Origin of the sequence: Streptosporangium sp. OZ121 (assembly GCF_051918885.1) — a bacterium.
Taxonomy (GTDB): domain Bacteria; phylum Actinomycetota; class Actinomycetes; order Streptosporangiales; family Streptosporangiaceae; genus Streptosporangium.
Map to the genome: position 1 here is coordinate 99,846 of NZ_JBPXMC010000027.1, position 22,045 is coordinate 121,890.

General features: G+C 70.6%; 21 protein-coding genes and 1 riboswitch. Of the genes, 10 read left to right on the plus strand and 11 right to left on the minus strand.

Features of this window, described 5'->3' with window-relative positions; translation table 11 throughout:
* Positions 1-94 precede the first annotated feature (94 nt).
* Positions 95-340 (minus strand): phosphoribosylformylglycinamidine synthase subunit PurS, encoded by a 246-nt coding sequence (gene purS, locus ACTOQ1_RS34085; protein WP_329087025.1) that lies wholly within the window; start codon positions 338-340, stop codon positions 95-97.
* Between the two features lie 431 nt (positions 341-771).
* Between purS and pdhA the strand changes: the two genes are divergently transcribed.
* The 5 genes from pdhA to ACTOQ1_RS34110 all read left to right on the plus strand — a co-directional run bounded on the left by pdhA (position 772) and on the right by ACTOQ1_RS34110 (position 7,330).
* Positions 772-1,863 carry a pyruvate dehydrogenase (acetyl-transferring) E1 component subunit alpha gene (pdhA, locus tag ACTOQ1_RS34090; protein WP_344747633.1) on the plus strand — a complete coding sequence of 364 codons (1,092 nt, stop codon included), beginning with the start codon at positions 772-774 and terminating at the stop codon, positions 1,861-1,863.
* Positions 1,860-2,837 carry an alpha-ketoacid dehydrogenase subunit beta gene (locus ACTOQ1_RS34095; RefSeq protein WP_440072082.1) on the plus strand — a complete coding sequence of 326 codons (978 nt, stop codon included), beginning with the start codon at positions 1,860-1,862 and terminating at the stop codon, positions 2,835-2,837. Before pdhA ends, ACTOQ1_RS34095 begins: the two co-directional genes overlap by 4 nt.
* 13 nt (positions 2,838-2,850) lie before the next feature.
* Entirely contained in the window at positions 2,851-4,422 is a 1,572-nt protein-coding gene (locus ACTOQ1_RS34100) for a dihydrolipoamide acetyltransferase family protein (protein WP_440072083.1), read from the plus strand.
* 671 nt (positions 4,423-5,093) lie between these two features.
* The gene (locus ACTOQ1_RS34105) at positions 5,094-6,836 is read left to right on the plus strand and encodes an ABC transporter ATP-binding protein (RefSeq protein WP_440072084.1); all 1,743 of its coding nucleotides are present in this window, start codon (positions 5,094-5,096) and stop codon (positions 6,834-6,836) included.
* Positions 6,837-7,036: 200 nt separating this feature from the next.
* Positions 7,037-7,330 (plus strand): Dabb family protein, encoded by a 294-nt coding sequence (locus ACTOQ1_RS34110; protein ID WP_440072085.1) that lies wholly within the window; start codon positions 7,037-7,039, stop codon positions 7,328-7,330.
* 21 nt (positions 7,331-7,351) lie between these two features.
* Here the strand turns inward: ACTOQ1_RS34110 and ACTOQ1_RS34115 are convergent, their stop codons facing one another.
* From ACTOQ1_RS34115 to ACTOQ1_RS34140, 6 genes are all read right to left on the minus strand, one after another.
* On the minus strand, positions 7,352-7,576 hold the full coding sequence (locus ACTOQ1_RS34115; protein WP_440072086.1) for a DUF6458 family protein: 225 nt from the start codon (positions 7,574-7,576) through the stop codon (positions 7,352-7,354).
* 52 nt (positions 7,577-7,628) lie between these two features.
* The gene (locus ACTOQ1_RS34120) at positions 7,629-8,843 is read right to left on the minus strand and encodes an adenylosuccinate synthetase (RefSeq protein WP_440072087.1); all 1,215 of its coding nucleotides are present in this window, start codon (positions 8,841-8,843) and stop codon (positions 7,629-7,631) included.
* Between the two features lie 249 nt (positions 8,844-9,092).
* Positions 9,093-10,049, minus strand: coding sequence for a hypothetical protein (locus tag ACTOQ1_RS34125; protein WP_440072088.1), 957 nt, complete (start codon positions 10,047-10,049; stop codon positions 9,093-9,095).
* Positions 10,050-10,105: 56 nt separating this feature from the next.
* A complete protein-coding gene (locus ACTOQ1_RS34130; RefSeq protein WP_440072089.1) occupies positions 10,106-11,074 on the minus strand; it encodes a lipopolysaccharide kinase InaA family protein in 969 nt (322 codons plus the stop codon).
* The gene (locus ACTOQ1_RS34135) at positions 11,071-11,823 is read right to left on the minus strand and encodes an NUDIX domain-containing protein (RefSeq protein ID WP_440072090.1); all 753 of its coding nucleotides are present in this window, start codon (positions 11,821-11,823) and stop codon (positions 11,071-11,073) included. Before ACTOQ1_RS34135 ends, ACTOQ1_RS34130 begins: the two co-directional genes overlap by 4 nt.
* 337 nt (positions 11,824-12,160) lie before the next feature.
* Entirely contained in the window at positions 12,161-13,990 is a 1,830-nt protein-coding gene (locus ACTOQ1_RS34140; RefSeq protein WP_440072091.1) for an acyl-CoA dehydrogenase, read from the minus strand.
* Between the two features lie 180 nt (positions 13,991-14,170).
* Here ACTOQ1_RS34140 and ACTOQ1_RS34145 point away from each other — a divergent pair, with 180 nt between their 5' ends.
* The 3 genes from ACTOQ1_RS34145 to ACTOQ1_RS34155 all read left to right on the plus strand — a co-directional run bounded on the left by ACTOQ1_RS34145 (position 14,171) and on the right by ACTOQ1_RS34155 (position 15,878).
* A complete protein-coding gene (locus tag ACTOQ1_RS34145) occupies positions 14,171-14,956 on the plus strand; it encodes a class I SAM-dependent methyltransferase (protein ID WP_440072092.1) in 786 nt (261 codons plus the stop codon).
* Between the two features lie 19 nt (positions 14,957-14,975).
* Positions 14,976-15,042: riboswitch (guanidine-III (ykkC-III) riboswitch) on the plus strand.
* Between the two features lie 19 nt (positions 15,043-15,061).
* The gene (locus tag ACTOQ1_RS34150; RefSeq protein ID WP_440072093.1) at positions 15,062-15,385 is read left to right on the plus strand and encodes a DMT family transporter; all 324 of its coding nucleotides are present in this window, start codon (positions 15,062-15,064) and stop codon (positions 15,383-15,385) included.
* Between the two features lie 121 nt (positions 15,386-15,506).
* Positions 15,507-15,878: a VOC family protein gene (locus ACTOQ1_RS34155; RefSeq protein ID WP_440072094.1), complete on the plus strand. Its 372-nt coding sequence runs from the start codon at positions 15,507-15,509 to the stop codon at positions 15,876-15,878.
* Positions 15,879-16,067: 189 nt separating this feature from the next.
* Here ACTOQ1_RS34155 and ACTOQ1_RS34160 read toward each other — a convergent pair whose 3' ends face one another.
* Positions 16,068-16,532, minus strand: coding sequence for a hypothetical protein (locus ACTOQ1_RS34160; protein WP_440072095.1), 465 nt, complete (start codon positions 16,530-16,532; stop codon positions 16,068-16,070).
* A 129-nt stretch (positions 16,533-16,661) separates the two neighbouring features.
* On the opposite strand from ACTOQ1_RS34160, the gene ACTOQ1_RS34165 reads away from it, so the two are divergent.
* Together ACTOQ1_RS34165 and ACTOQ1_RS34170 are read left to right on the plus strand one after the other, a co-directional pair.
* Positions 16,662-17,048, plus strand: a complete 387-nt coding sequence (locus tag ACTOQ1_RS34165; RefSeq protein WP_440072096.1) for a MazG nucleotide pyrophosphohydrolase domain-containing protein — start codon at positions 16,662-16,664, stop codon at positions 17,046-17,048.
* 28 nt (positions 17,049-17,076) lie between these two features.
* Positions 17,077-17,526, plus strand: a complete 450-nt coding sequence (locus ACTOQ1_RS34170) for an N-acetyltransferase family protein (RefSeq protein ID WP_440072097.1) — start codon at positions 17,077-17,079, stop codon at positions 17,524-17,526.
* A gap of 4 nt (positions 17,527-17,530) precedes the next feature.
* On the opposite strand, the gene ACTOQ1_RS34175 is transcribed toward ACTOQ1_RS34170, so the two are convergent.
* The 3 genes from ACTOQ1_RS34175 to ACTOQ1_RS34185 all read right to left on the minus strand — a co-directional run bounded on the left by ACTOQ1_RS34175 (position 17,531) and on the right by ACTOQ1_RS34185 (position 22,018).
* Complete coding sequence (locus ACTOQ1_RS34175; RefSeq protein ID WP_440072098.1) at positions 17,531-19,543, minus strand: molybdopterin-containing oxidoreductase family protein; 2,013 nt, start codon at positions 19,541-19,543, stop codon at positions 17,531-17,533.
* Positions 19,544-19,719: 176 nt separating this feature from the next.
* Entirely contained in the window at positions 19,720-21,522 is a 1,803-nt protein-coding gene (locus tag ACTOQ1_RS34180; RefSeq protein WP_440072099.1) for a M20/M25/M40 family metallo-hydrolase, read from the minus strand.
* 58 nt (positions 21,523-21,580) lie between these two features.
* Positions 21,581-22,018: an RpiB/LacA/LacB family sugar-phosphate isomerase gene (locus ACTOQ1_RS34185; protein WP_440072100.1), complete on the minus strand. Its 438-nt coding sequence runs from the start codon at positions 22,016-22,018 to the stop codon at positions 21,581-21,583.
* Positions 22,019-22,045 lie beyond the last annotated feature (27 nt).

The following is a 22,045-nucleotide window of genomic DNA, read 5'->3' on the forward strand; positions in this document are numbered from 1 at the left end:
AATGTTATTGACTGGTGGTCAAGCCGTGGGATTGCTCCGCCCATAAAGCCGGATATAGCCGGATCTGGGCGGTTGATCTGCGGGGAGTGACGGCCTAGGACTCGACGGTGACGGTGTAGTCCTCGATCACCGTGTTGGCGAGCAGGGTCTCGGCCATTTTTCGGACGTCCGCAAGTGCCGCCTCGTCGGCGGGCCCTTCGAGCTCCACCTCGAACCGCTTGCCCTGCCGTACCGCTGAGACACCGGAGAAGCCGAGCCGCGGCAGTGCGCGGGCGATCGCCTGCCCCTGCGCGTCGAGAATCTCGGGCTTCAGCATGACGTCGACGATGACGCGCGCCACGGTGTTCCTCCTGGTTGTGACGGGGACGGTCCGGCGCCTCAAGAGTAACGGGCTCCGGCCGCGCTCCGGCGCGGGGGCCGATCCGGATCCGGAATCCCGCGCGAGGAACCCCGGGCCGTACGCGCGAAGATGACGGGAGCCGGACCCGCGTCGTACGCGCGAAGATGACGGGAACCCGAGGCCCGGGTCGTACGCGCGAGAGGGCCGGGGCGGCTCCGCGCCACGCGGACGAAACGGGCGGGTGAAAGGGAACGCGCGGGGAACGGGGAGCATATGGACGCCGAGGCAGGTCTTGCGCACATGTATGTGACCTCTGCCACGATGGCCACAAGCGCGGGCGAACCACCACCAGACGGGTCGAACGCGTCGCGAATCGGCCGGACCATGGTGGAGAACCCATCCAGACGGCCCCGAGCACACAGGAGTGGCACGTGACAGCCGACGCCTCTCGTGGTGCGGAAGCACCTCCGGAGCTCATCCAACTGCTGACCCCCGAAGGAGAACGGGTCGAGCACCCCGACTACGACATAGACCTGACGCCCGAGGAGATCCGCGGGCTCTACCGGGACCTGGTCATGGTCCGCCGCGTCGACCTGGAGGCCGTGGCCCTGCAACGCCAGGGCGAGCTTGGTCTGTGGGCCTCGCTGCTCGGGCAGGAGGCCGCGCAGATCGGCTCCGGCCGGGCGCTGACCGAGGCCGACATGGCGTTCCCGACCTACCGCGAGCACGGCGTGGCCTGGTGCAGGGGGGTCGACCCGGTCAACCTCCTCGGCCTGTTCCGCGGCGTCAACCACGGAGGCTGGGACCCCGCCGAGCACAACTTCCACCTCTACACCATCGTGATCGGCAGCCAGACCCTGCACGCGGTCGGCTACGCCATGGGCATCCAGCGCGACGGCGCCGAGGCCGCGAGCATCGTCTACTTCGGCGACGGCGCCACCTCCCAGGGCGACGTGAACGAGTCGTTCATCTGGGCGTCGGTGTTCAACGCGCCGGTGGTGTTCTTCTGCCAGAACAACCAGTGGGCCATCTCCGAGCCGCTGGAGAAGCAGTCGCGCATCCCCCTGTACCGCAGGGCCAGCGGGTTCGGGTTCCCCGGCGTCCGGGTCGACGGCAACGACGTCTTCGCCTGCCTGGCCGTCACCCGAAAGGCGCTGGCCGACGCCAGGTCCGGGCAGGGGCCCATGCTGATCGAGGCCTTCACCTACCGGATGGGCGCCCACACCACCTCCGACGACCCGACCCGCTACCGGGTGGCCGCCGAGCTGGAGGCGTGGAAGCTCAAGGACCCGATCGAGCGGGTCAGGGCCTACATGTTCAAGAACCAGATCGCCGACCAGGAGTTCTTCGACGCGGTCGACGCCGAGGCCGACGAGCTGGGACGGGACGTCCGCAAGCGCTGCCTCGAACTGCCCGACCCCGAGCCGCTGGCCATCTTCGACAACGTCTACGCCGAGCGGCACTCCCTGATCGACGCCGAGCGTGCCGAGTTCGCCACCTACCTGGAGGGGTTCGAGGCATGAGCATTCTCACGATGGCCAAGGCGCTCAACGAGGGCATGCGCAAGGCCATGGAGGACGACCCCAAGGTCCTCGTCATGGGTGAGGACGTCGGCAAGCTCGGCGGGGTGTTTCGGGTGACGGACGGCCTGCAGAAGGACTTCGGCGAGCAGCGGGTCATCGACACCCCGCTCGCCGAGTCGGGCATCGTCGGGACGGCCATCGGCCTGGCGCTGCGCGGCTACCGGCCGGTCTGCGAGATCCAGTTCGACGGGTTCGTCTTCCCCGCGGCCGACCAGATCATCACGCAGCTCGCCAAGATGCCGCTGCGCTCGCTGGGCAAGCTGAGACTGCCGGTCGTCGTACGGATCCCGTGCGGCGGCGGCATCGGCGCGGTGGAGCACCACAGCGAGTCGCCCGAGGCCTACTTCACCCACACGGCGGGTCTGCGCGTCGTGGCCTGCTCCAACCCGGCCGACGCCTACACCATGATCCAGCAGGCGATCCGCTGCGACGACCCGGTGATCTTCTTCGAGCCCAAGCGGCGTTACTGGGAGAAGGCCGAGGTGGACGTCGACCCCTCCGGCTGGACCCCCTTCGACGAGGCCAAGGTGGTGCGGCCGGGGACGGACCTCACCCTGCTCGCGTACGGGCCGATGGTGAAGACCTGCCTGGAGGCCGCGAAGGCGGCCGAGGAGGACGGCCGCTCCCTGGAGGTCGTGGACCTGCGCTCGCTCAACCCGCTCGACACCGCGAGGGTCGTGGAGTCGGTGCGCAGGACCGGGCGATGCGTCGTGGTGCACGAGGCGCCGGTCTTCAACGGCTTCGGCGCCGAGGTCGCCGCCCGCGTCACCGAGGAGTGCTTCTACCACCTGGAGGCCCCGGTCCTGAGGGCCGGAGGACCCTCGACCCCCTACCCGCCCTCGCGGCTCGAGGACTACTACCTGCCCGACCTGGACCGGGTCCTGCACGCAGTCGACCGCGCGTTCGCGTTCTGAGGAGGGGCTGGAGATGAAGGAGTTCAAGCTCCCCGACGTGGGAGAGGGCCTGACCGAGGCGGAGATCGTCCGCTGGCACGTGAAGGCAGGGGACCCGGTCAAGGTCAACCAGATCATCGTGGAGATCGAGACCGCCAAGGCGGTCGTCGAGCTTCCCTGCCCGTTCGAGGGCGTGGTGGCCGCGCTGATGGCGGACGAGGGCGAGGTCGTGGACGTCGGCAGGCCGATCATCTCGGTGGACGACGGCACGGGTCCCCCTCCGGCCCCCGCCGCCGGGAGAGCGGGGGAGGGGACGGCCGACCGGGCGGAAGCCCTGGCCGACGACATGGTGCCGACCCCGCCGGCCGAGGTGCGGCAGCCGGTGCTGGTGGGCTACGGCGTCAAGCCGGGCGCGGCCAAGCGCCGCCCCCGCAAACCGTCATCCCCCGACGGCGCGTCCGGCACATCTGCTGCGGCCGGTCCGTCTACGTCCGGTACGTCCGGGTCCGGTACGCCTTCCGGGGCGACGCGGCCCGTTGAGGCGACGCCCGGCGCGCCCGCCGGAACGGTGTCCGCGGCGCGGGCCCCCGAGGCGGTGCGGTCCGGCGTGAACGGACCCGGCGTGAACGGGCCCGGCGCGGTCACGGCCTCGCCCGCGGCCCCGTCCACGGCCTCTTCCACGGTTTCCTCCCCGGGGACGGGGAGGAGCGCGGTCCTGGCGAAGCCCCCGGTGCGGAAGCTCGCCAAGGACCTGGGGGTCGACCTGGCCTCCCTCCTGGGGACCGGTCCGCACGGGTCGATCACCAGGGACGACGTCCAGGCGGCGCTCGCCGCCCCCGCCCAGGAGAGCGACGTCCAGGCCGCCCCCGCCCGGCCGCGGGTACCGGCCGTGACGTGGGAGGGCGAGGACGAGGAGCGGGTCCCGGTCAAGGGGGTCAGGAAGGCGACCGCGCAGGCCATGGTGGCGTCCGCGTTCACCGCGCCGCACGTGACGGAGTTCCTCCAGGTGGACGTGACGGCGACCATGGACGCGGTCCAGCGCCTCCGCGGGCTGCCCGACTTCGCCGGGGTCAAGGTCTCCCCGCTGCTCATGGTCGCCAAGGCGGTGCTCGTCGCCGCCCGCCGCTACCCGATGATCAACTCTGTCTGGGACGAGGCCCGCCAGGAGATCGTGGTCAAGCGTCGCGTCAACCTGGGGATCGCCGCGGCCACCCCTCGCGGCCTGCTCGTCCCCAACGTCAAGGACGCCCACCGCCTGTCGCTGCCCGACCTGGCCGGTGCTCTCGGAGCCCTCGCCGAGACCGCGAGGGCGGGCCGCACCCAGCCCGCCGACATGGCGGGGGGCACGATCACGATCACCAACGTGGGCGTCTTCGGGGTGGACGCGGGTACCCCGATCCTCAACCCGGGCGAGTCGGCGATCCTGGCCTTCGGCCAGGTCAGGGACATGCCGTGGGTGGTGGACGGTCAGGTCGTGCCGCGCAGGGTCTGCACGCTCGCCCTCTCGTTCGACCACCGGGTGGTGGACGGGGAGCTGGGCTCGCTGTTCCTCCGCGACGTCGGCGCCATGCTCGAGGACCCGCTCCGCATGCTCGCCTGGGGCTGACCCCACGACACCGACGGGTCCGCCCCCTCCTGGGGCGGACCCGTGGACCGTTCGCAGGAGAGGCCCCTCGGACGGCCTGGAGGGCAGGGGGCGGGTCCTTCCGATATACCCCGAAGTGCCTGCCTGACATTTTCCGGTTTCGCGCGTCAATTCCGCGACGGGAAAACCGCGAGGGCTTCGAACGGTCTCACCCGGCCGCGAAGACGCCGTACCGGCCGCCGGTCGGGCGGTAATGAGAAACCCCTTTTTGGCTCCTGTGGATCAAGCTTTAAGATGCGCATCCCCAGCTCGGGCGAGGCTGCGGGGCAACGCTTGGAACTTGTGTCAGCCTTTACCATCAATACGTTTTATGGCTTCTGTGAATGGCTTGTTAAAACATCTTTAATGCGTGCTGAATTTGGTGATTTGTCAGGGTATGGGTGCTAGTGTCGTGGTTGGTAAGCGCGACAAGCTCAGCACGAAGGGGGAAGCCATGACTTTCAAGCAGCTCTTCCCGACCGGCCGGTTCTTGGAGTGGGGATGCTGCCGACGCCGGCGCCGCTGCGGATGCGGCGGGGGCGGCTGGTGGTGGTAAGCCAGATCCGGTGCTAGCGGAAACAAATGAGAGTCGGCGGGTCAACCGTCGGCTCTCATTCTCAAAGTCGCTCTCGCCTCATGGGGCGAGGGCCGCGGTGCGCCGTCCCCCGCTGGCGCCGACGGTCTCCATTCGCAGGACCTTCCGGGAGTTCTGGCCGTACACCCGCGGCATCCGCCATCTGCTCGTGGCCGGTGGCGCGCTCGCCATCGTCGCGGCCGTCTGCGAGGTCGCCGCGATCGGCCTGTTCGGGCACATCACGGACGAGGTCCTCAGCAAGCAGAACCTGGGGGCCTTCTGGCTTCCCGCCGCCGCCTGGCTGGGCCTCGCGGCGACCGCGGGGCTGGTCTCCTTCGTGGGCTCCTACCTCACCGCCGTCGGGGGTGAGCGCTTCCTGCTGCGGCTGCGCGACAGGGTGTTCGAGCACATCCAGACGCTCACGCCCGACTTCTTCGACAACCGCCGCCTCGGTGACCTGATGGCCAGGCTCACCGACGACATCGAGGCCATCGAGGAACTCATCGGCTCCGGCCTGGTCAAGCTCTTCACCACGCTCGTCAGCATCGTCTTCTTCGCCGGTGCCGCCTTCTACATCAGGTGGGATCTGGCGCTGCTGACGTTCCTGCTGGTCCCGGCCTTCCTGCTGGTCGCCAAGATCTTTGCGAGCAGGTTCAGGACCGTGTCGGCGCGCGAGCGGCTCAGCAACGGGATCATGAACAGCGTCATCGAGGAGGGGCTGTCCAACCAGTCGCTCGTCCAGTCCTACAACCGCCAGGGCGTCGAGGCCGAGCGGCTGCACGGAGAGGGAAGCACCTGGATGCGGGCCAACGTGGCGCAGGCGTGGCTCTCCTCCCTGTACGGGCCCGTCCTGCAGGTCATCGAGACCATCTGCCTGATCACCATTCTCGGGTTCGGCGCCTGGGAGATCTCCTCGGGACGCCTCACCATCGGCGGCCTGCTCGCCTTCGCCGCCTACCTCGCCTACCTCTATCCGGCGGTGCAGAACCTGGGGCAGATCGCCCTCACCGTCTCCGAGGCGGCGGCGGGCTCCGACCGCGTCATCGAGATCCTGACGACCCGGCCGACCGTCACCGACCGCGACGACGCCGTCCATCTGGGACGCGGACGAGGGCACATCGAGTTCCAGGGGGTCGGCTTCACCTATCCGAACAGGAGGAGGCCCACGCTGCGGGACCTGTCCTTCGCCGTCGAGCCGGGCGAACTGGTCGTGTGCACCGGGCCCAGCGGCGTGGGCAAGTCCACGATCGCGAAGCTCCTGCTGCGCTTCTACGACCCCACGGCCGGGCGCGTCCTTCTCGACGGGATGGACATCCGGGAGCTGACACGTGAGTCGCTGCGTGACAACATCACCATCCTGCAGCAGGAGAACCTGCTCTTCTCCGGGACCGTACGCGAGAACATCGCCTACGGAAGTCCCGGCGCGGACCCGGACGCCGTCGTCAGGGCCGCCGTGATGGCGGACGTCCACGACTTCGTCACCACGCTTCCCCTCGGGTACGAGACGCCGATCGGGCAGCGCGGCCGGCTGATGTCGGGCGGGCAGCGCCAGCGGATCGCCATCGCCAGGGCCATCCTGCGTGACGCGCCCGTGCTCGTCCTCGACGAGCCGATGACGGGCCTCGACGCGCCCACCGCGGCACGGATCATGGAACCGCTCAAGCGGTTGATGGCCGGGCGCACCACCATCCTGATCACCCACGACCTCCGGTTCATCCCCGAGGCGGCCCACAAGATCGTGCTTGAAGCCGTGCCGAGACGCTCCGGTCAGATAAGGATCAAGTCGGCCGGACGCCGCGGGTCCGCACTGCGCCCGGCGTGAGAGCGGGTTCCCGTACGAGACCGGCGGATCGGCGCCGTTCCGTACCGCCGGGAAGCCGCCGGGAAGTCGCCGGGAAGTCGCCGGGATACGGCTGGAATCCGGCCGGAATCCGGCTGGGGGCGCCGCCGGGTCGTGGCGCGCCCGGCCGTACGCTTGCCGGGCACTCAGGACACCTGGGGCACCCGAACGAAGGGAAGATCATGTTCCGGCATGTCGTGCTGTTCACCTGGACGGAAGAGGCCACCGAGGAGCAGCGGGCCAGGGTCGCCACGGAGCTCGCCAAGCTGCCCGAGGCCATCACGGAGATCCGCTCCTACACCCTCGGCCCCGACGCGGGCGTGAGCCCGGGCAACCACCAGTTCGCCATCGTCGCGGACTTCGACAGCGCCGGCGACTTCCTCGTCTACCGCGACCACCCGCTGCACCAGGCGGCGATCGCCGAGTACATCAAGCCGATCGTGGCCTCGCGGGCGGCGGCGCAGTTCGAGCTCTAGGGCGGCGCGCTCCGGGGATGCCTAGACCTCCGGCGGGTGGTTCTCGCGGTGCATCAGGCGATCCTCGGACGTGTGCCCGCGCTTGGGAGCCATCACGATGCTCAGCACGACTCCGACCGCACCGACGATCATGAAGATCAGGCCGATCACGTCGATGTGCACGGCCTCGCCGAGCACATCGGGTTCGATGGCGAAGCGGAGGATGGCGCCGAGCGTGAGAAAGAAGATGCTGACCCCGACACCCATGAGTTCCTCCGGGTAAGGCTGTCCGCCAGGTAAAGAGAGAGTCTGGAGTTGGTCATACCCTCTCTGGCGTGATCACACCACCGAGAAGGACCTTGTCCGCGGCGGTCGGCCCCGACGAGCCCAGCCACACCGGCACCCCGAGGGCCTCCGCCACCGCCGCGGGCCAGTCGTCGATCCCGTCGGCGTAGCGCGGCCCGGCCTCTCGCAGCCGTTCCGTCAGCTCGGCCTGCCCGTCGAGGTCGCCCGCCGCGCCCACCGGGAGCTCGCCGATGTCGTACGACACGCACATCCGCGACACCGGCGCGTCCAGGTGGGTGAGCGCGAGGGCGTCGGCCCCGCCGGAGACCGCCAGCGCGTAGCGGTGGGCCACCGCGTCGAAATGGCCGGTGCGGAAGGGCCCCTGCCAGGGGCCGGTCCCGTTGTGGGCCTCGGGCAGCGCGAGCGCCGCGTCCTCGGTGACCAGCGGTCCCGGGCCGTGGCGCGGGGTGTAGGTCCGCAGCACGCCCAGCCGCGTGGCGGGCACCCCGTCGAGCAGCTCCAGCGCGTTGGCGAAGGTCGTCGTACTCCAGGTGGTGTACGGGTGGAAACCGTGCCACTCGTCGAGCAGCACGCCCTGCGCCCCCTCGAAGACCACGGGCCGCCTGCGAAGCAGCGCGGTCATGAACGAGGAGCCGACCAGGATCACCCGCTCGGCGAACGCCCGGTAGGCGTCGACGCAGTCCTCCACGGGCGGCCCGGTCACCCCGAGGGCCTCGCGGAGCGCGCGCAGCTTGCGGGCGAGCCGGACCGGCTCCTCGCAGTCGCCCGCGACCGGCGCGAGGCCGGGGTGCTCCAGCGCGTAGGCCATGGTCTCGCCGACGCCCATCCCGCACGACCCGTGCCGGTCCGCACCGCGCGCCAGCTCCCTGGCCCGCCCCGCCGCCACGTGGTACGGCGTGGCGAGCAGGGCGTCCCGGTCCACGGTGAGCAGGCGGAACGGGTCGGCGACGCCCAGCTCGACCAGGTGGTCGGCCTCCCTGGCCAGCGACAGCGGATCCACGACCATGAACCTGGACAGATGGGTCGGCACGCCCCTGAACGTGCCCGACCCGAACTGCGCGAACGTGTGCTGTCTCCCGTCGGGCAGGACGACGTTGTGACCCGCCTGCCCACCCCCGTTGAACCTGACGACGGCCTGGACGGGCTCGCGGGCGCAGAGCCAGTCGACGACGGTGCCCTTCCCCGCGTCGCCGTACCCGAGGTCGGTCACGATCACGTGCTCACGCATGCGGCCACCCGTTCACCCTCGTCTCCTCCTCTTTCCCTTCTTCTCCGGCGAGCCGGTCCTCTTGTCCCGGCGAGCCGGTCCTCGCCGGCCCCTCCACCGGCGGTCCCCCCCGGCGGGGCGGTGTTCCGGGCCTTTCCACCGGCGGTCCCTCCCCGGCGGGGCGTTGTTCCCGCCGGGGAGGGACCGTCTCCCTTCGTGGTGGCACTCCCCGCCGCTTTCGCGGTGGCCGCCGCACGGCGGGGAGGTCTTCTAAAGCCGCATCACGCCGCTGTCGCCGCCCAGGTCGAGCCCGTCGGCCACCACGAGGGTGCCCCGGTCGAGCTTGGCGAGGGCCTTGCCCACGGCGGTTCCGGCGTTCGAGCCGAGCTCGTCGAGGTCGTCGAGCCCCTCCCGCAGGTCGATGGCGTCCTCGCCGAGGCCGACGGTGAGCGCGATGGTCTCGCAGACCGCGTCCAGGTCGTCCAGCTCCAGCACGTTCTGGCCGAGCAGCTCGCGCCAGGCGGCCAGCACCCGGCCGTCCCCGGCGTGGCTCGCTCCGGCGGGGAGGATGTAGTAGACGTCGTAGATCCTGGTCAGCTCGGCGACCATGTCCTTGGTCGGGATGTCGTTCCTGAGCCGCTCGCCGACGACCTTCTCGACCTCGCGCCGCTTGATCTGCGGGTAGGGAAGCTCGTCGCCGATGATGAACAGGTAGCCCCGGCGGCCCCGCTTCTCGAAACAGTCGATCGAGGTGTGCCTGGCCATGAAGTACATCGCCAGCTCGTACGACTCGGTCATCTGGCCGCCGCCCCCGCCCTCGAGCAGGATCTTGCCCAGGTGCTCGTCCATCCGGTTGTCGGACTCGAACTGGCCGACCTGCAGCGGGGCCCGGTCGCAGGTGGCGTCGCCGATCGCGCCGAAGAGGATCTGCGGGTCGGTGGCGTATCCCTTGCGGAGCAGCAGCCCGAGCAGGTCGGGCAGCTTGGTCTGGAGGGTGCGGGGCACCCCGCCCATCGAGCCGGTCACGTCGAACAGGACGGCCACGGCCAGGGAGTTGGGGTGCTCGGCGGAGTCGCGGCTCTCGCGGAGCGCCACTCCGTGCGGGTCGAGGTCGGGGTGAGCGGAGCGGGCGCCGCTGTCGCTGTAGGCGAAGGCGCTCGAACCCTTGGCCGCGCGGTAGCTCGCGGCGGCGGAGTAGACGTCGGTGGACCAGTTTCCGCTTCCCACGGATGATCTCCTCGGATCAGGGGTGGAACGTTCTATGAAAATCGTGAAGGTCAGGGTCAGAGATGGAGCGGCCGGTATTTCCTCGGCCCGTACAGGTCGTCGAGCAGGTCGTCGAGCTCTCCCAGCAGCCGCCACGCGTCGTCCGGCGGGCTGAGAAGGCTGCCCCGGACGAAGTTCCTGACCGGGGCGGGGACGGGATCGCCCATGAGGGCGGCCACGCAGCGGGTGGCGAGGTGGATGTCGGTGGCCGGGGTGGCGGGCTTCCTGGCCAGGACCGAGGGCGGGTAGTCGTCGCGGTGCCTGGACACGAGGGCGGTGATCGGGGTGCCGAGCGGGACCGACTGGCTCCAGTCGACGAGCACCAGGCCGTGGTCGATCGGGTGGACGAGGACGTGCTGCCCGAACACCGCGCCGTGCACGACCCCCGCCCGGTGGGCCGCGCCGACGGCCACCAGCAGCCGCCGCCAGATCCACGCCGCGTCCCGCACGTCGAGCACCGGCCGCCGCCGCCTGACCTCGTCCAGGCTCAGGAACCCGTCCGGCACCCGGCTGATCACGTTGGCCTGCCGCTCGACCCCTTCCGAGCGGTGCCGGAACGACTCCACCAGGCGAGGTACGTACGGCAGGAGCAGCGGGTCGCCGTCGCGCGCGATCGTCTCCAGCGACTTCGCCTCGCGGCGCATGAGGTCGTTGTCCGCGTGGCTGCGCGGAAGTTTGAGCAGCGTGTCGGGACCGCTCTCGTAGAGCACGGCCGACGCGCCCCGGCGGAAGACGCCGCCGATCCGGTAGGTGCCCCGCCTGGTGGTGATCACCGTCTCCTTGGCCCGCTCCGGTGCCCCTTCGCGGGCCGCCCACAGCCCCGCCAGCCGGGTGAACGCCTCGGCGGCCTCCGCCCCCGGCGCGAGGTCGGGGTGGAGCAGCCTCGCCAGCCTCCGGTACGTCCGGTGCGGGAAGTCCCCGCCGAACAGGTCGCCGGGCGTGCGGGCGGCGGTCACCAGCGCGATCGCCTCGGCCGTGGTGGTCATCTGATCTGCTCCTCCCTGGCCGGCCGCAGCAGGGCGGGGTGCAGGAGCCGGGCGTCGCCGGCCTGGTAGAGCTTGGCGCGCGGACCGCCCCTGGCCCCGCCGCTCTCGGTGGTCTCGCCGGTGCTCTCCACGAAGCCGGGCACCGACAGGATCTTGCGGTGGAAGTTGCCCGCGTGCAGAGGCACGCCCCAGACCGTCTCGTAGACGCCGCGCAACTCGGAGATCGTGAACCTCTCACCGGCGAACGCGGTGGCCAGCGGGGTGTACTCCAGCTTGCCGCGGGCCCGCTCCAGCCCGTGAGCCAGGATGCGGTCGTGGTCGAACGCGAGCTCCGGCAGCTTGTCGACCGGGTGCCAGGAGGCGTCGGCCGCGTCCGAGCCCGCCCGGGGGTCGGGCAGGTCGGGGGCGAACGCCAGGTAGGAGATCGACACGACCCTCATCCGCGGATCGCGCTCGGGCGCCCCGTAACTGGCGAGCTGCTCGATGTGGATCCGGCCCGACGATCCAGACGGCCCTGACAGTCCCGTCTCCTCGGCCAGCTCCCGCGCCGCGGCCTGCGGTAGATCCTCTCCCGGCCGGATGAACCCCCCGGGCAACGCCCACAGCCCCGCATGGGGTTGCTCGGCCCGCCTGATCAGCAGAACGCGCAACCCGCCCCCGCGAATGGTGAGCGCCACCACGTCGACCGTCACCGCCACCGCCGGATAGGCCCGCGGGTCGTATCCGGCCAGGAACTCGGATTCATCCATCACATGTCCTTCTCAGGTTGAGACAATCTCAGTATGAGAATAACAGCGCATCGTTGTCAATGACTTTGCGATGATCCATCCTCCTTCGCCCTTCCCCACGCCTCGGTGGCCTCCGGCGCCTGGACCCGGGGCGAGATGACGCGGCTCGACGGTCGGCCGTCCGGCTTTCCGCCACCGGACGCCCGTGAGGTCCCGTCACGGCGCGCGGAGCCTGAAAACGGATGAGGGACCGGCCCCCGAGAACGGGGCCGGTCCCTCATCGTGCCTGCCGCGGGAACAGGTGGTCTTCCGGCCTGAACCCGCGGGTTCAGGCCGGGTCAGACTGGGTCATGCCAGGTCAGAAGGCCTCTTCCGGCAGTTCCATCAGGTCCTGGTCGGTGGCGTCGAGCGTGCGGCGCTCGGCGGCGATGCGAGGCAGGACGGTCTGGGCGAAGAACGAGGCCGCGGAGACCTTGCCGGTGTAGAAGGCGTGGTCGCTGCCCTCGGTGGCCGACCCCAGCGCCGCCAGGGCCACCTCGGCCTGGCGCAGCAGCAGCCAGCCGATCACCACGTCGCCCAGGGCGAGCAGGAACCGGGTGGTGTTCAGGCCGACCTTGTAGACCTCCTGCGGGGTCTCCAGCGAGCCGAGTGCCCAGCCCGCCATGGTGTCGGCCATGGCCTTGACGTCGTCCGCGGCCTCACCCAGGAGCTTGCGCCCCTCCTTCAGCCGTCCGTTGCCCGCCTCGGAGGTGGCGAAGGCCTTCACGTCGGCGTACAGCGAGCCGAGAGCGGCCCCCTGGTTGCGCAGGACCTTGCGGAAGAACAGGTCCATGCCCTGGATCGCGGTGGTGCCCTCGTACAGGGAGTCGATCTTCGCGTCCCTGATGTACTGCTCGATCGGGTAGTCCTGCAGGTATCCGGAGCCGCCCAGGGTCTGCAGCGAACGGGCGAGCAGCTCGTACGAGCGCTCGGAGCCGACTCCCTTGACCAGCGGCAGCAGCAGGTCGTTCATCGCCTCGGCGTGCTCGTTCCTGCGGCCCTCGTGCTCGGCGATCAGCACGTCGTCCTGGTAGGTGGCGGTGAGCATGACCAGGGCCCGCATGCCCTCGGCGTACGACTTCTGGAGCATCAGCTCCCGGCGGACGTCCGGGTGGTGGGTGATCGTCACGCGGGGGGCCGACTTGTCGGCCATCTGGGTGAGGTCGGCGCCCTGCACCCGCTGCTTGGCGTAGTCGAGGGCGTTGAGGTAGCCGGTGGAGAGCGTGGCGATCGCCTTCGAGCCGACCATCATCCGGGCGTGCTCGATGATCATGAACATCTGCTTGATGCCCTCGTGCACCTCGCCGATCAGCGTTCCCACCGCAGGGTGCTCGCCGCCGAAGGTGACCTCGCAGGTCGTGGAGACCTTGAGGCCCATCTTCTTCTCGACGTTGGTGACGTAGACGCCGTTGCGCTCGCCGAGCTCGCCGGTCTCCAGGTCCACGTGGTACTTCGAGACCAGGAACATCGACAGGCCCTTGGTGCCGACGCCGTGCCCCTCGGGGCGGGCCAGCACCAGGTGGAAGATGTTGTCGGACAGGTCGTGCTCGGCGCTGGTGATGAAGCGCTTCACGCCCTCGATGTGCCAGGTGCCGTCGTCCTGCTTGACGGCCTTCGCGCGGCCCGCGCCCACGTCGGAGCCGGCGTCCGGCTCGGTGAGCACCATGGTGGCGCCCCACTGCTTCTCGATGGCCAGCTCGGCGTAGCGCCGCTGGTCCTCGGTGCCGATCATGTGGAGGATGTGGGCGAACGCCGGGCCGCTGGAGTACATCCACACGGCGGGGTTGGAACCGAGGACGAGCTCGGCCAGGGCCCAGCTGACGCTGCTCGGCAGGCCGGGCCCGCCCATCTCGGCGGGAAGGCCGAGGTTGGTCCAGCCCGCGTCGCGGTAGGCGGCGAAGGACTTCTTGAAGCCCTCCGGCATCGTCACCGTCCCGGTGGCGGGGTCGAACACCGGCGGGGTGCGGTCACCCTCCTCGAAGGAGTCGGCGAGCACGCCCGTGGCGAGACGGTTGACCTCCTCCAGGACGCTCCGCACCACGTCCTCGTCCAGATCGGCGTAGAGGCCGGTGCCCAGGATGTCCCGGCGCCCGAAGACCTCGAAGAGGTTGAACTCCAGGTCACGGACATTGCTCTTGTAGTGGCCCATGGGGTCTGCTCCTTGAAACCGGGGGTCCGGAACTTTCCATACTCGCCAGTAACGTTACCTGTAATGCTACCCGCGAGTAACCCCTAGAAAACAACCCCGGCTGGGACGTTCGTCACGCCGCCCCAAGACGCTCCAGGGTGGCCGATCGACGGGCGGGGGAAGCTCTCCTAGGCTCGTCCCATGGACGAGCAGTGGCGGGCAGACCTCGGGATGTGGGGCATCCCCGAGGAGATCGCGGCCAGGGCGCCGGTCAATCCCTGGGGCCACTCCCCGGCGCGGTTCGCCGAGCGCACCGACCTCGCCCTCGCGGTTCCCGAGGGGCCGACCCTGGCGCGGATCGCCGAGGCCCTCCCGCCCGGCGGGAGCCTGCTGGACGTCGGCGCCGGCGCCGGGGCGGCCTCCCTGCCGCTGGGCCGGGCACTGGGGGAGCTGATCGCGGTCGACGCCTCCGACGCCATGCTCGCCGAGCTGGCCTCCAGGGCCGCGGCGCTCGGCGTCCCCGCCCGGATCGTCAACGGCCGCTGGCCCGACGTCGCGGCCCTGACCCCGGTCGCGGACGTCGCGGTCTCCGCCCACGTCGTCTACGACGTGCCCGATCTGGCCGAGTTCCTGACCGAGCTCACCCGCCACGCCCGTGCCCGGGTCGTCCTGGAACTCACCGGCCGGCACCCGATGAGCTGGCTCAACCCCCTCTGGCAGCACTTTCACGGCATCACCCGCCCCGGCAGGCCCACCGCCCACGACGTGATCGCCGTCGCCGAGAGACTCGGCCACGAGGTTCGCCACGAGTGGCGGGTGGCCCCGCTGCCCCGCTTCACCCGGCTCGACGATCTCGCCGAGAGCGCCTGCCGGAGGCTCTGCCTCGGACCGGAGCGGGCCGACGAGGTCGTCGCGGCGGTGGTGGAGCTGGACATGTGGCCGGTGCCCCGCGACCGGTGGTTCACCCTCTGGTGGGAATCAAAGTGAGATCCGGCTCGTTCCTCCGATAGAACGCTCAAAAGAGGCGTTCCCGGACGAGACGCGCCGTACCCGGTGGGCAAAGACGACGCTCCTGATCAAGGAGGAGCTGTCATGGCCTGGATCTTCATCGTGGTCGCCGGTCTGTTCGAAGTCGCGATGGCCTACTCGCTCAAGCTGAGCGACGGGTTCTCCGCCCTGATGCCGAGCGTCGGTTTCGTGGTCTTCAGCGTGCTCAGTTTCGGCCTGCTCGCCCTGGGGCTGAAAACCCTGGAGGTCGGGACGGCCTACGCCGTCTGGACGGGCATCGGAGCCGTCGGCACCGCCGCGCTCGGCATCGTCGCGCTCGGCGAGGACGCCTCGGCCCTCAAGATCGCCTCGATCCTGCTCATCATCGCGGGCGTCGTCGGGCTCAACCTCGCCGGAGGCGGTCACTGACCGCGCGCCCGGACGTTCCGGCGGGTCGTACGGGACACATCCGGCAACGCCTCGCGGACCGCGAAACGGCTCGCCCGAAACCAGCTTGACGGCTTTGGTGGTGTCGGGTTGGGTGGGGGGCATGATTGACGTTCACTGCGTGACCTTCGACTGCGACCAGCCGTACGAGCTGGCGACCTTCTGGCGCGACGCCTCCGGCGGGGAGCTCCACCCGGACACGGAGAAGAACGACGAGGAGGTCCTTCTCCAGGGCGGCCGGGTCGATCTGCTGTTCATCAAGGTCCCCGAGGACAAGGCGGTCAAGAACCGGGTCCACCTGGACATCACCGGCTCGGCGGGCACCACCCGCGACGAGGAGGTCGAGCGCCTCGCCGAGCTCGGCGCCACGATCTCCGAGGACCACCGCAATCCCGACGGAAGCGGCTGGGTCACGATGCTCGACCCCGAGGGCAACGAGTTCTGCGTCTGCCGCGCCGACTACGAGAGGGTCTAGCGTCTCCTGACGGTCCCGGCCCGGTCCGCAGAAAGGCTCGGCCGGGCCGTGGGACCGGCGGTCTCGTGGGACCGGCCGGTCGCGTGGGAGCTGGCGGCCACCTGGGCCTGGACAGGGCCGTGCCCAGCCGGGCCGCGAGGTTCAGTGGCCGCCGGACCGTGGGGTCCGATGGCCACCGGACCATGAGGTTCAGTGGCCGCCGGGAAGCGAGGTCTGGCCGCGTCCCTTGAGGGTGAGGGCCACGATCGCCGTGATCAGGTAGACCACGACACCCCCCTGGAGCGCGTCCAGCGCCGCCCCGAAGACGCCCTCGCCGTCGAGGACGAGCTGCACCGGATACAGCAGGATCGCGGAGCCGAGCGCGGGATAGAGGGAGAACCTCCAGGGGTGGCGCAGCGCCCAGAGCCGGGCCTGCCGGGTCACCCGGTCACCGACGGTGGGCTTGCTGATCGAGCCGATGGCCGCGACGAGCGAGAACAGGCCGATACCGACCATCATCGCCCACGCGAGATCCAGGCTTCCGGAGAGCAGGCTCAGCCCCAGGCTGGTGGCCGCCACCGCACCGCCGGTCACCGCGGCGGCCTTCCAGGGAGCACCGCGCAGCGCCGCTCCGGCGAGGGACATCTCATCACGTCGAGTCAGTTCGTCGTTCATGCCCCCAGAGTGCCTCCCGCACCCCCTTGCCCACATCGGGGAGCAACCCTGACTGTCCCCGGAGTCGCCCCATCGGGGACGCCGCCCGCGCCGTCTTCCGGGGTGAGGGCAAGGCTTAGGCTGACGCGCATGGATGCATCACCGGCGCGCCTGGTTCGAGAGTTTCACGAGAAGATCGGGCTTCCCCTCTCCGACGCCCCCGGCCTGCCTCCGGTGGAGCTGGCCCGCCTGCGGCAGAGGTTCCTCGACGAGGAGACGGCCGAGGTGGCGCAGGCCGCCGAGGCGGGCGACCTGGCCGGTGTGGCGCACGAGCTGGCCGACGTGGTCTATGTCGCGTACGGCACCGCCCTGACGTACGGGATCGACCTGGACCGGGTGCTCGCCGAGGTGCACAGGGCCAACATGACGAAGTCCGGCACCGAGAACGGCAAGGCCGCCAAGGGGCCGGGATTCACGCCCGCCGACGTGGCCGGGGTGCTGGCGGGGGGAATCAGCGGTTCCGGACAGGCCGGGTAGGCCGGGTAGGCCGGATAGGTTGGCCGTCATGCCGGTGGAATTCCGTATCGCCCGTGCCGAGGACGTCCCGCTCATCGTGGCCATGCTCGCCGACGACGCCGTCGCGGCCTCGCGCCAGGGGGCCTTCGGCGACGAGCACCTCGCCGCCTTCGAGGCCATCGACGCCGACCCGGGCAACGAGCTGATCGTCGCGGAGCTGGACGGCGAGGTGGTGGGCACCATGCAGCTCACCTACATCCCCGGCATCTCCCGTCGCGGCGCGCTCCGGATGCAGATCGAGGCGGTGCGGATCGCCTCCGGCCTGCGGGGGCGGGGGCTGGGCCGCACGATGATGGAGTGGGCCCTCGACCGCGGCCGGGCCCGGGGATGCGCCCTGGTCCAGCTGACCACGGACAAGTCCCGCGCGGACGCCCACCGCTTCTACGACTCCCTCGGCTTCGTCGCGTCCCACGAGGGATACAAGATTGCGCTGATCTGATCCATCAGGTGGCGCACGGGGCGAGTTCCACCAGGTTGTCGTGGTAGACGGCGCCCCGGCCCAGGTCGGCGTCGCGGGCGGCCACCACGGCGTTCGCCGTCGCGCCTCCCGGGCTGAGCTTGCGCCAGTGCCCCTTGGTGGACGCGACCACCCCGGGCCGTACCTTCTCGCTGATCTCCACCACGGCCTCGAACTCGCCGTCGTCGTTGAACACCCGGGCCCGCTGCCCCTCGCTCAGCCCCCTGCGCGAGGCGTCCTCGGGGTTGACCAGGATCCGCGGGCCCTTCGAGCGCTTCAGCAGCTCGGGGTTGTTGCCGAAGGTGGTGTTCAGGAAGGTGTGGGAGGCGGGCGTGATGAGCGCCAGCGGGTACGGTCCCGGAGCGGCCGAGGCCGTGTGCGACGGGACGTAGGCCGGTCCCGAGCCGAACTCCATCCGGCCGGAGGGCGTCGGGAAGCCGTCGGTGAACGGCACGAACGGCTGGGGGACGCTGAGGCGGACCCAGCCCTCCTTGCGCAGCCGGTCGAGCGTGATCCCCTCCAGGGAGGGATGCCCCGAGGTGAGCAGCTCCTCGGCCAGCTCCAGGTCGGAGTCGTACAGGGACGGCTCGGTGAGCCCCATGTGCCGCGCCAGGCGGCGGAACGTCTCGGTGGTGGACAGGCACTCGCCCGGCGGCTCGACGGCGGGCTCGTTCCACATCAGGTACATGTGCCCGTAGCCCGCGTGCAGGTCGGCGTGCTCGATCTGCATGGTGGCGGGAAGGACGATGTCGGCGTAGTCGACGGTGTCGGTCGGGAACTGCTCCATCACGACGGTGAACAGGTCCTCGCGCAGCAGCCTCTCGCGGACCCGGTTCTGGCCGGAGGTGGAACCCATCGGGTTCGCCGCGTACACCCACAGGCACTTGACCGACTCGTCCAGCTCGTCGGCCAGCCGCGTCATGGTCAGCGTGCGGACCGGCCCGGGGAGCAGGTCGTCGCGGGTGTCGATGTTCAGGTGGACGTGCCCGCTGGTGGAGTACGCGATCCCGCCGCCCGGGTGTCGCCAGTCGCCCGTCACGCCCGGGATGGAGGCGATCGTCCGCATCGCGGTGCCGCCGCCCGCGTGCCGCTGCACGCCCATGGTGGCCCGGATTCCGGTGGGCCGCGTACGCGCCAGGCGTGTCCCCAGGGCCCGGATGTCGGCCTCGGGCAGCCCGGTGATCTCCGCCACGCGCGCCGGGGGGTGGCGCAGGATCTCCTCGCGGAGGTGCTCCCAGCCGCTCGTGTGGTTCTCCAGGTAGTCGCGGTCCTCGGCGCCCTCGGCGAGGACGACGTTCATCAGCCCCAGGGCGAGGGCCGCGTCCGTGCCGGGCCGGATCGGCAGGTGCTCGTCGGCCTGCTCGGCGGTGCGGGTGCGGATCGGGTCGATCGCCACCACGTGCGCCCCGGCCGCGCGGGCGTCCTGGATGAACTTCCACAGGTGGTGCCCGGACGTCAGCGTGTTCGTCCCCCACAGCAGGATGAGCCTGGACAGGGCGAACGTCTCGGGGTCCATGCCGCCCGGAGTGCCGTAGACCTGCCGCAGCCCGGAGTTCCCGGCAGAGGAGCAGATGTTCAGGAAGTGCCTCGACGCCCCCAGGACGTTCCAGAACCGCCTCCCGGCGATCCCCTCCGACCCCTGGACGTATCCCAGCGTGCCGGTGCCCAGATAGGGCCAGATCGCCTCGCCGCCGTGCTCGTCGACGATGCCCCGCAGCCGTACGGAGATCTCCTCCAGGGCCTCGTCCCAGCTGATCCGCTCGAACCGGCCGGACCCCTTGGGGCCGACCCGCCGCATCGGGTGCAGGATGCGGTCGGCCGCCCGGGTGTGTTCCAGGTAGCGGTTGACCTTCACGCAGAGCGCGCCCCGGGTGTACGGGTGGTCCGGGTTGCCGCGCATCTTGACGGCACTGCCGTCCTGGACGGTCACCACCCAGGAGCAGGTGTCGGGGCAGTCCAGCGGGCACGCCCCCAGCACTCGCAATTCGCCTGACGACATGCCCCGACTGTAGCCGCGCCCCCGGGCCGGGACGCACGCGCGTTCCCCTGCCTGCCCCTGGCGGCCCCCTTCCGGCACCGGCCCCTCAGGTCCTCCCTGCGGCGCTCCTGCCGCGCGCCGCCCGGCTCTCCCCGCGTGGTACGCCGCGCGGCCCCGGCGTCATCGGGGAGGGCGCCTCACCTGAGAAGGCCGCCGTGCTCGTGGTCGTGGCCGGACTCCAGGCCGCCCGCGCCGGTGCCTGGCCCAACGGTGTCCGGCGTGCCGGGTGCGACGGCACCCTTGCCGGGCCCCTCGGAGGCACCGGGACCGCTGGGAGCCCCGAGAGCGCCGGGACCGGGGAGGTCGCGGGCGTACCCGTATACGAACGCCGCCGCCGCGATCGCGCCGGCGTTCACCTCCAGCGCCTTGTCGTCGATGTTGGCGATGGTGTCGCACGCCTGGTGGTAGCACTTGTCGTACGCCACCCCGGCGCTGCCGCCGAACTTCTCGGCCTCCTCGGCGGTCTTGAGGCGCTCGGCGCCGGTGAACAGCCCGCCAGAGGGGATGCCGACCGCGATGAAGGGGCCGTAGTCGGAGCGGCCGCTGAACTCGGCGTCCTGGTACGGCTTGCCCACCGCCTCGAAGTACGCCTGGAAGAGCTTTTCGATCGGGCCCGATCCGGGGGGCGGAGTCGCGCCGGCGACCGCGCCGGACGAGTCTCCGTCGTAGATCCCGAAAACGTAGTTCGGCGAGGCGATCATGTCGAAGTTCAGGTAAAGCTTGATCTTCGCCCGCTCCCTCGGGGGCAGGGCGGCCACGTAGTGCTTCGAACCGAGCAGGCCGAGTTCCTCGGCGCCCCAGAAGGCGAAGCGCAGCCTGTTCTTCGTCCGCAGCGACTTCGCCGCCAGCGCCGTCTCCAGGATGCCCGCGGTGCCCGAGCCGTTGTCGTTGATGCCGGGGCCCATCATGACGCTGTCCAGGTGGGCGCCGAGCATGACGACCCTGTCCGGGTCGCCCCAGCGGCTCTCGGCGATGAGGTTGCGCGTCCTGCGGTCGGGAGCGCTCTCGGCGTTCACGACGAGCGTCGCCCTCGTTCCCGGCGCGGCCAGCTCCTCACCGGTCGCGAAGCCGGTGCCGACGACCGGGATGCGCACGGTGGAGATGTTGACCGAGCCGCCGAGCAGGGGCCGGCGGTCGGCGTTCCCCTCGCCCGCCTGGCCCTCGTTGAAGATGATCACGCCGGACGCGCCGGCGGCCTGGGCCTGCTCCGCCTTGACCTGGAAGCTGCAGGTGCCGCGCTGGACCAGCGCGATGTTGCCCGGGACGAATGCGGAGAAGTCACTCGCCTCACACCCCGAGGTGGATTCCACCCCCTGCTTCGGCGGCAGGACCAGGTCGACCCCCTGCACCGGGGCCGTCGCCTTTCCCGAGCCGGAGTACGTCATGGTCCTGAAGTCGGTGCCGGGCACGTACGTCTTGGCCGTGGGCCGGGTCCGTTCGAGCACGGGGGCCGCGACCTCGCGGAAGAAGGAGATCTTGAACTCCTGCGAGGTGACCCGGTATCCGGCGGCACGGAGCCTGTCCGCGACGTAGGCGAGCGAGGCGTCGTAGCCCGGTGTGGCCGCGGCCCGGGTGTCGCCGTTGGCGTCGGCGATCCTCTGGAGCCTCTCCAGGTGCCTCTTGAGGGACGCGAGCTTGACCGACGACCCGAACGCCTCCGCGCCCGCAGGGAGGGGGTTCCCGGCCGGCGGTCCGGAGACGCTTTCTCCGGGGGCCGGCGTCGCGCCGGCCCGCGCGGGGTCGCGCCCTCCGGGAACGGGCACCGCGCCACCCCCGGGTGTGGGCGTCGCGCCGGCCGGGGCGGTGGACACGGCGGACACGACGGCCAGGGACATGACCGAGGCCATGGTGATCGCGGCCAGCAACTTCCTCGGAGCGACGGAAGGGGCTTCCCGGCCCTCGGGCGCGGCTCGGAAGGACGCGGACGGGTGACGGAACATGATGGTCAGTTTTTCAGGCCGTCACCCATCAAATCGATTGTTCCCGCAGGTAGAACAGTCAATTCTCCATCTCGGACAGGTACGCTATGTTCGCCCGGTCCCCCTCGTCGAGGCTGGGGCTCCCCGCGAACCAGGCGTCCAGGATCTCCCCGAGCAGCGGGGCGGAGGTCAACCGGAGGCTGATCGCCAGCACGTTGGCGTCGTTCCAGCGACGTGCCCCGTCCGCCGTGGCCGCGTCCGCGCACAGCGCCGCCCGCACCCCGGGCACCTTGTTCGCCGCGATCGACGCGCCCGTCCCGGTCCAGCAGCACACGATCGCCTGATCGGCGGCCCCCGAGGCCACCTCCCCCGCGGCACGCGCGCAGCACCACGCCCAGTCGGCCCGTTCCTCGGCCAAAGCGCCATGAGGTATCACCGTGTGACCTCTTTTTTCGATCGCGGAGACCAAGATGGAAGCCACACCGTCAAGACTGTCGGAGGCCACTGAGATACGCATGACTCTGATTGTGGACACTCAAGGAGA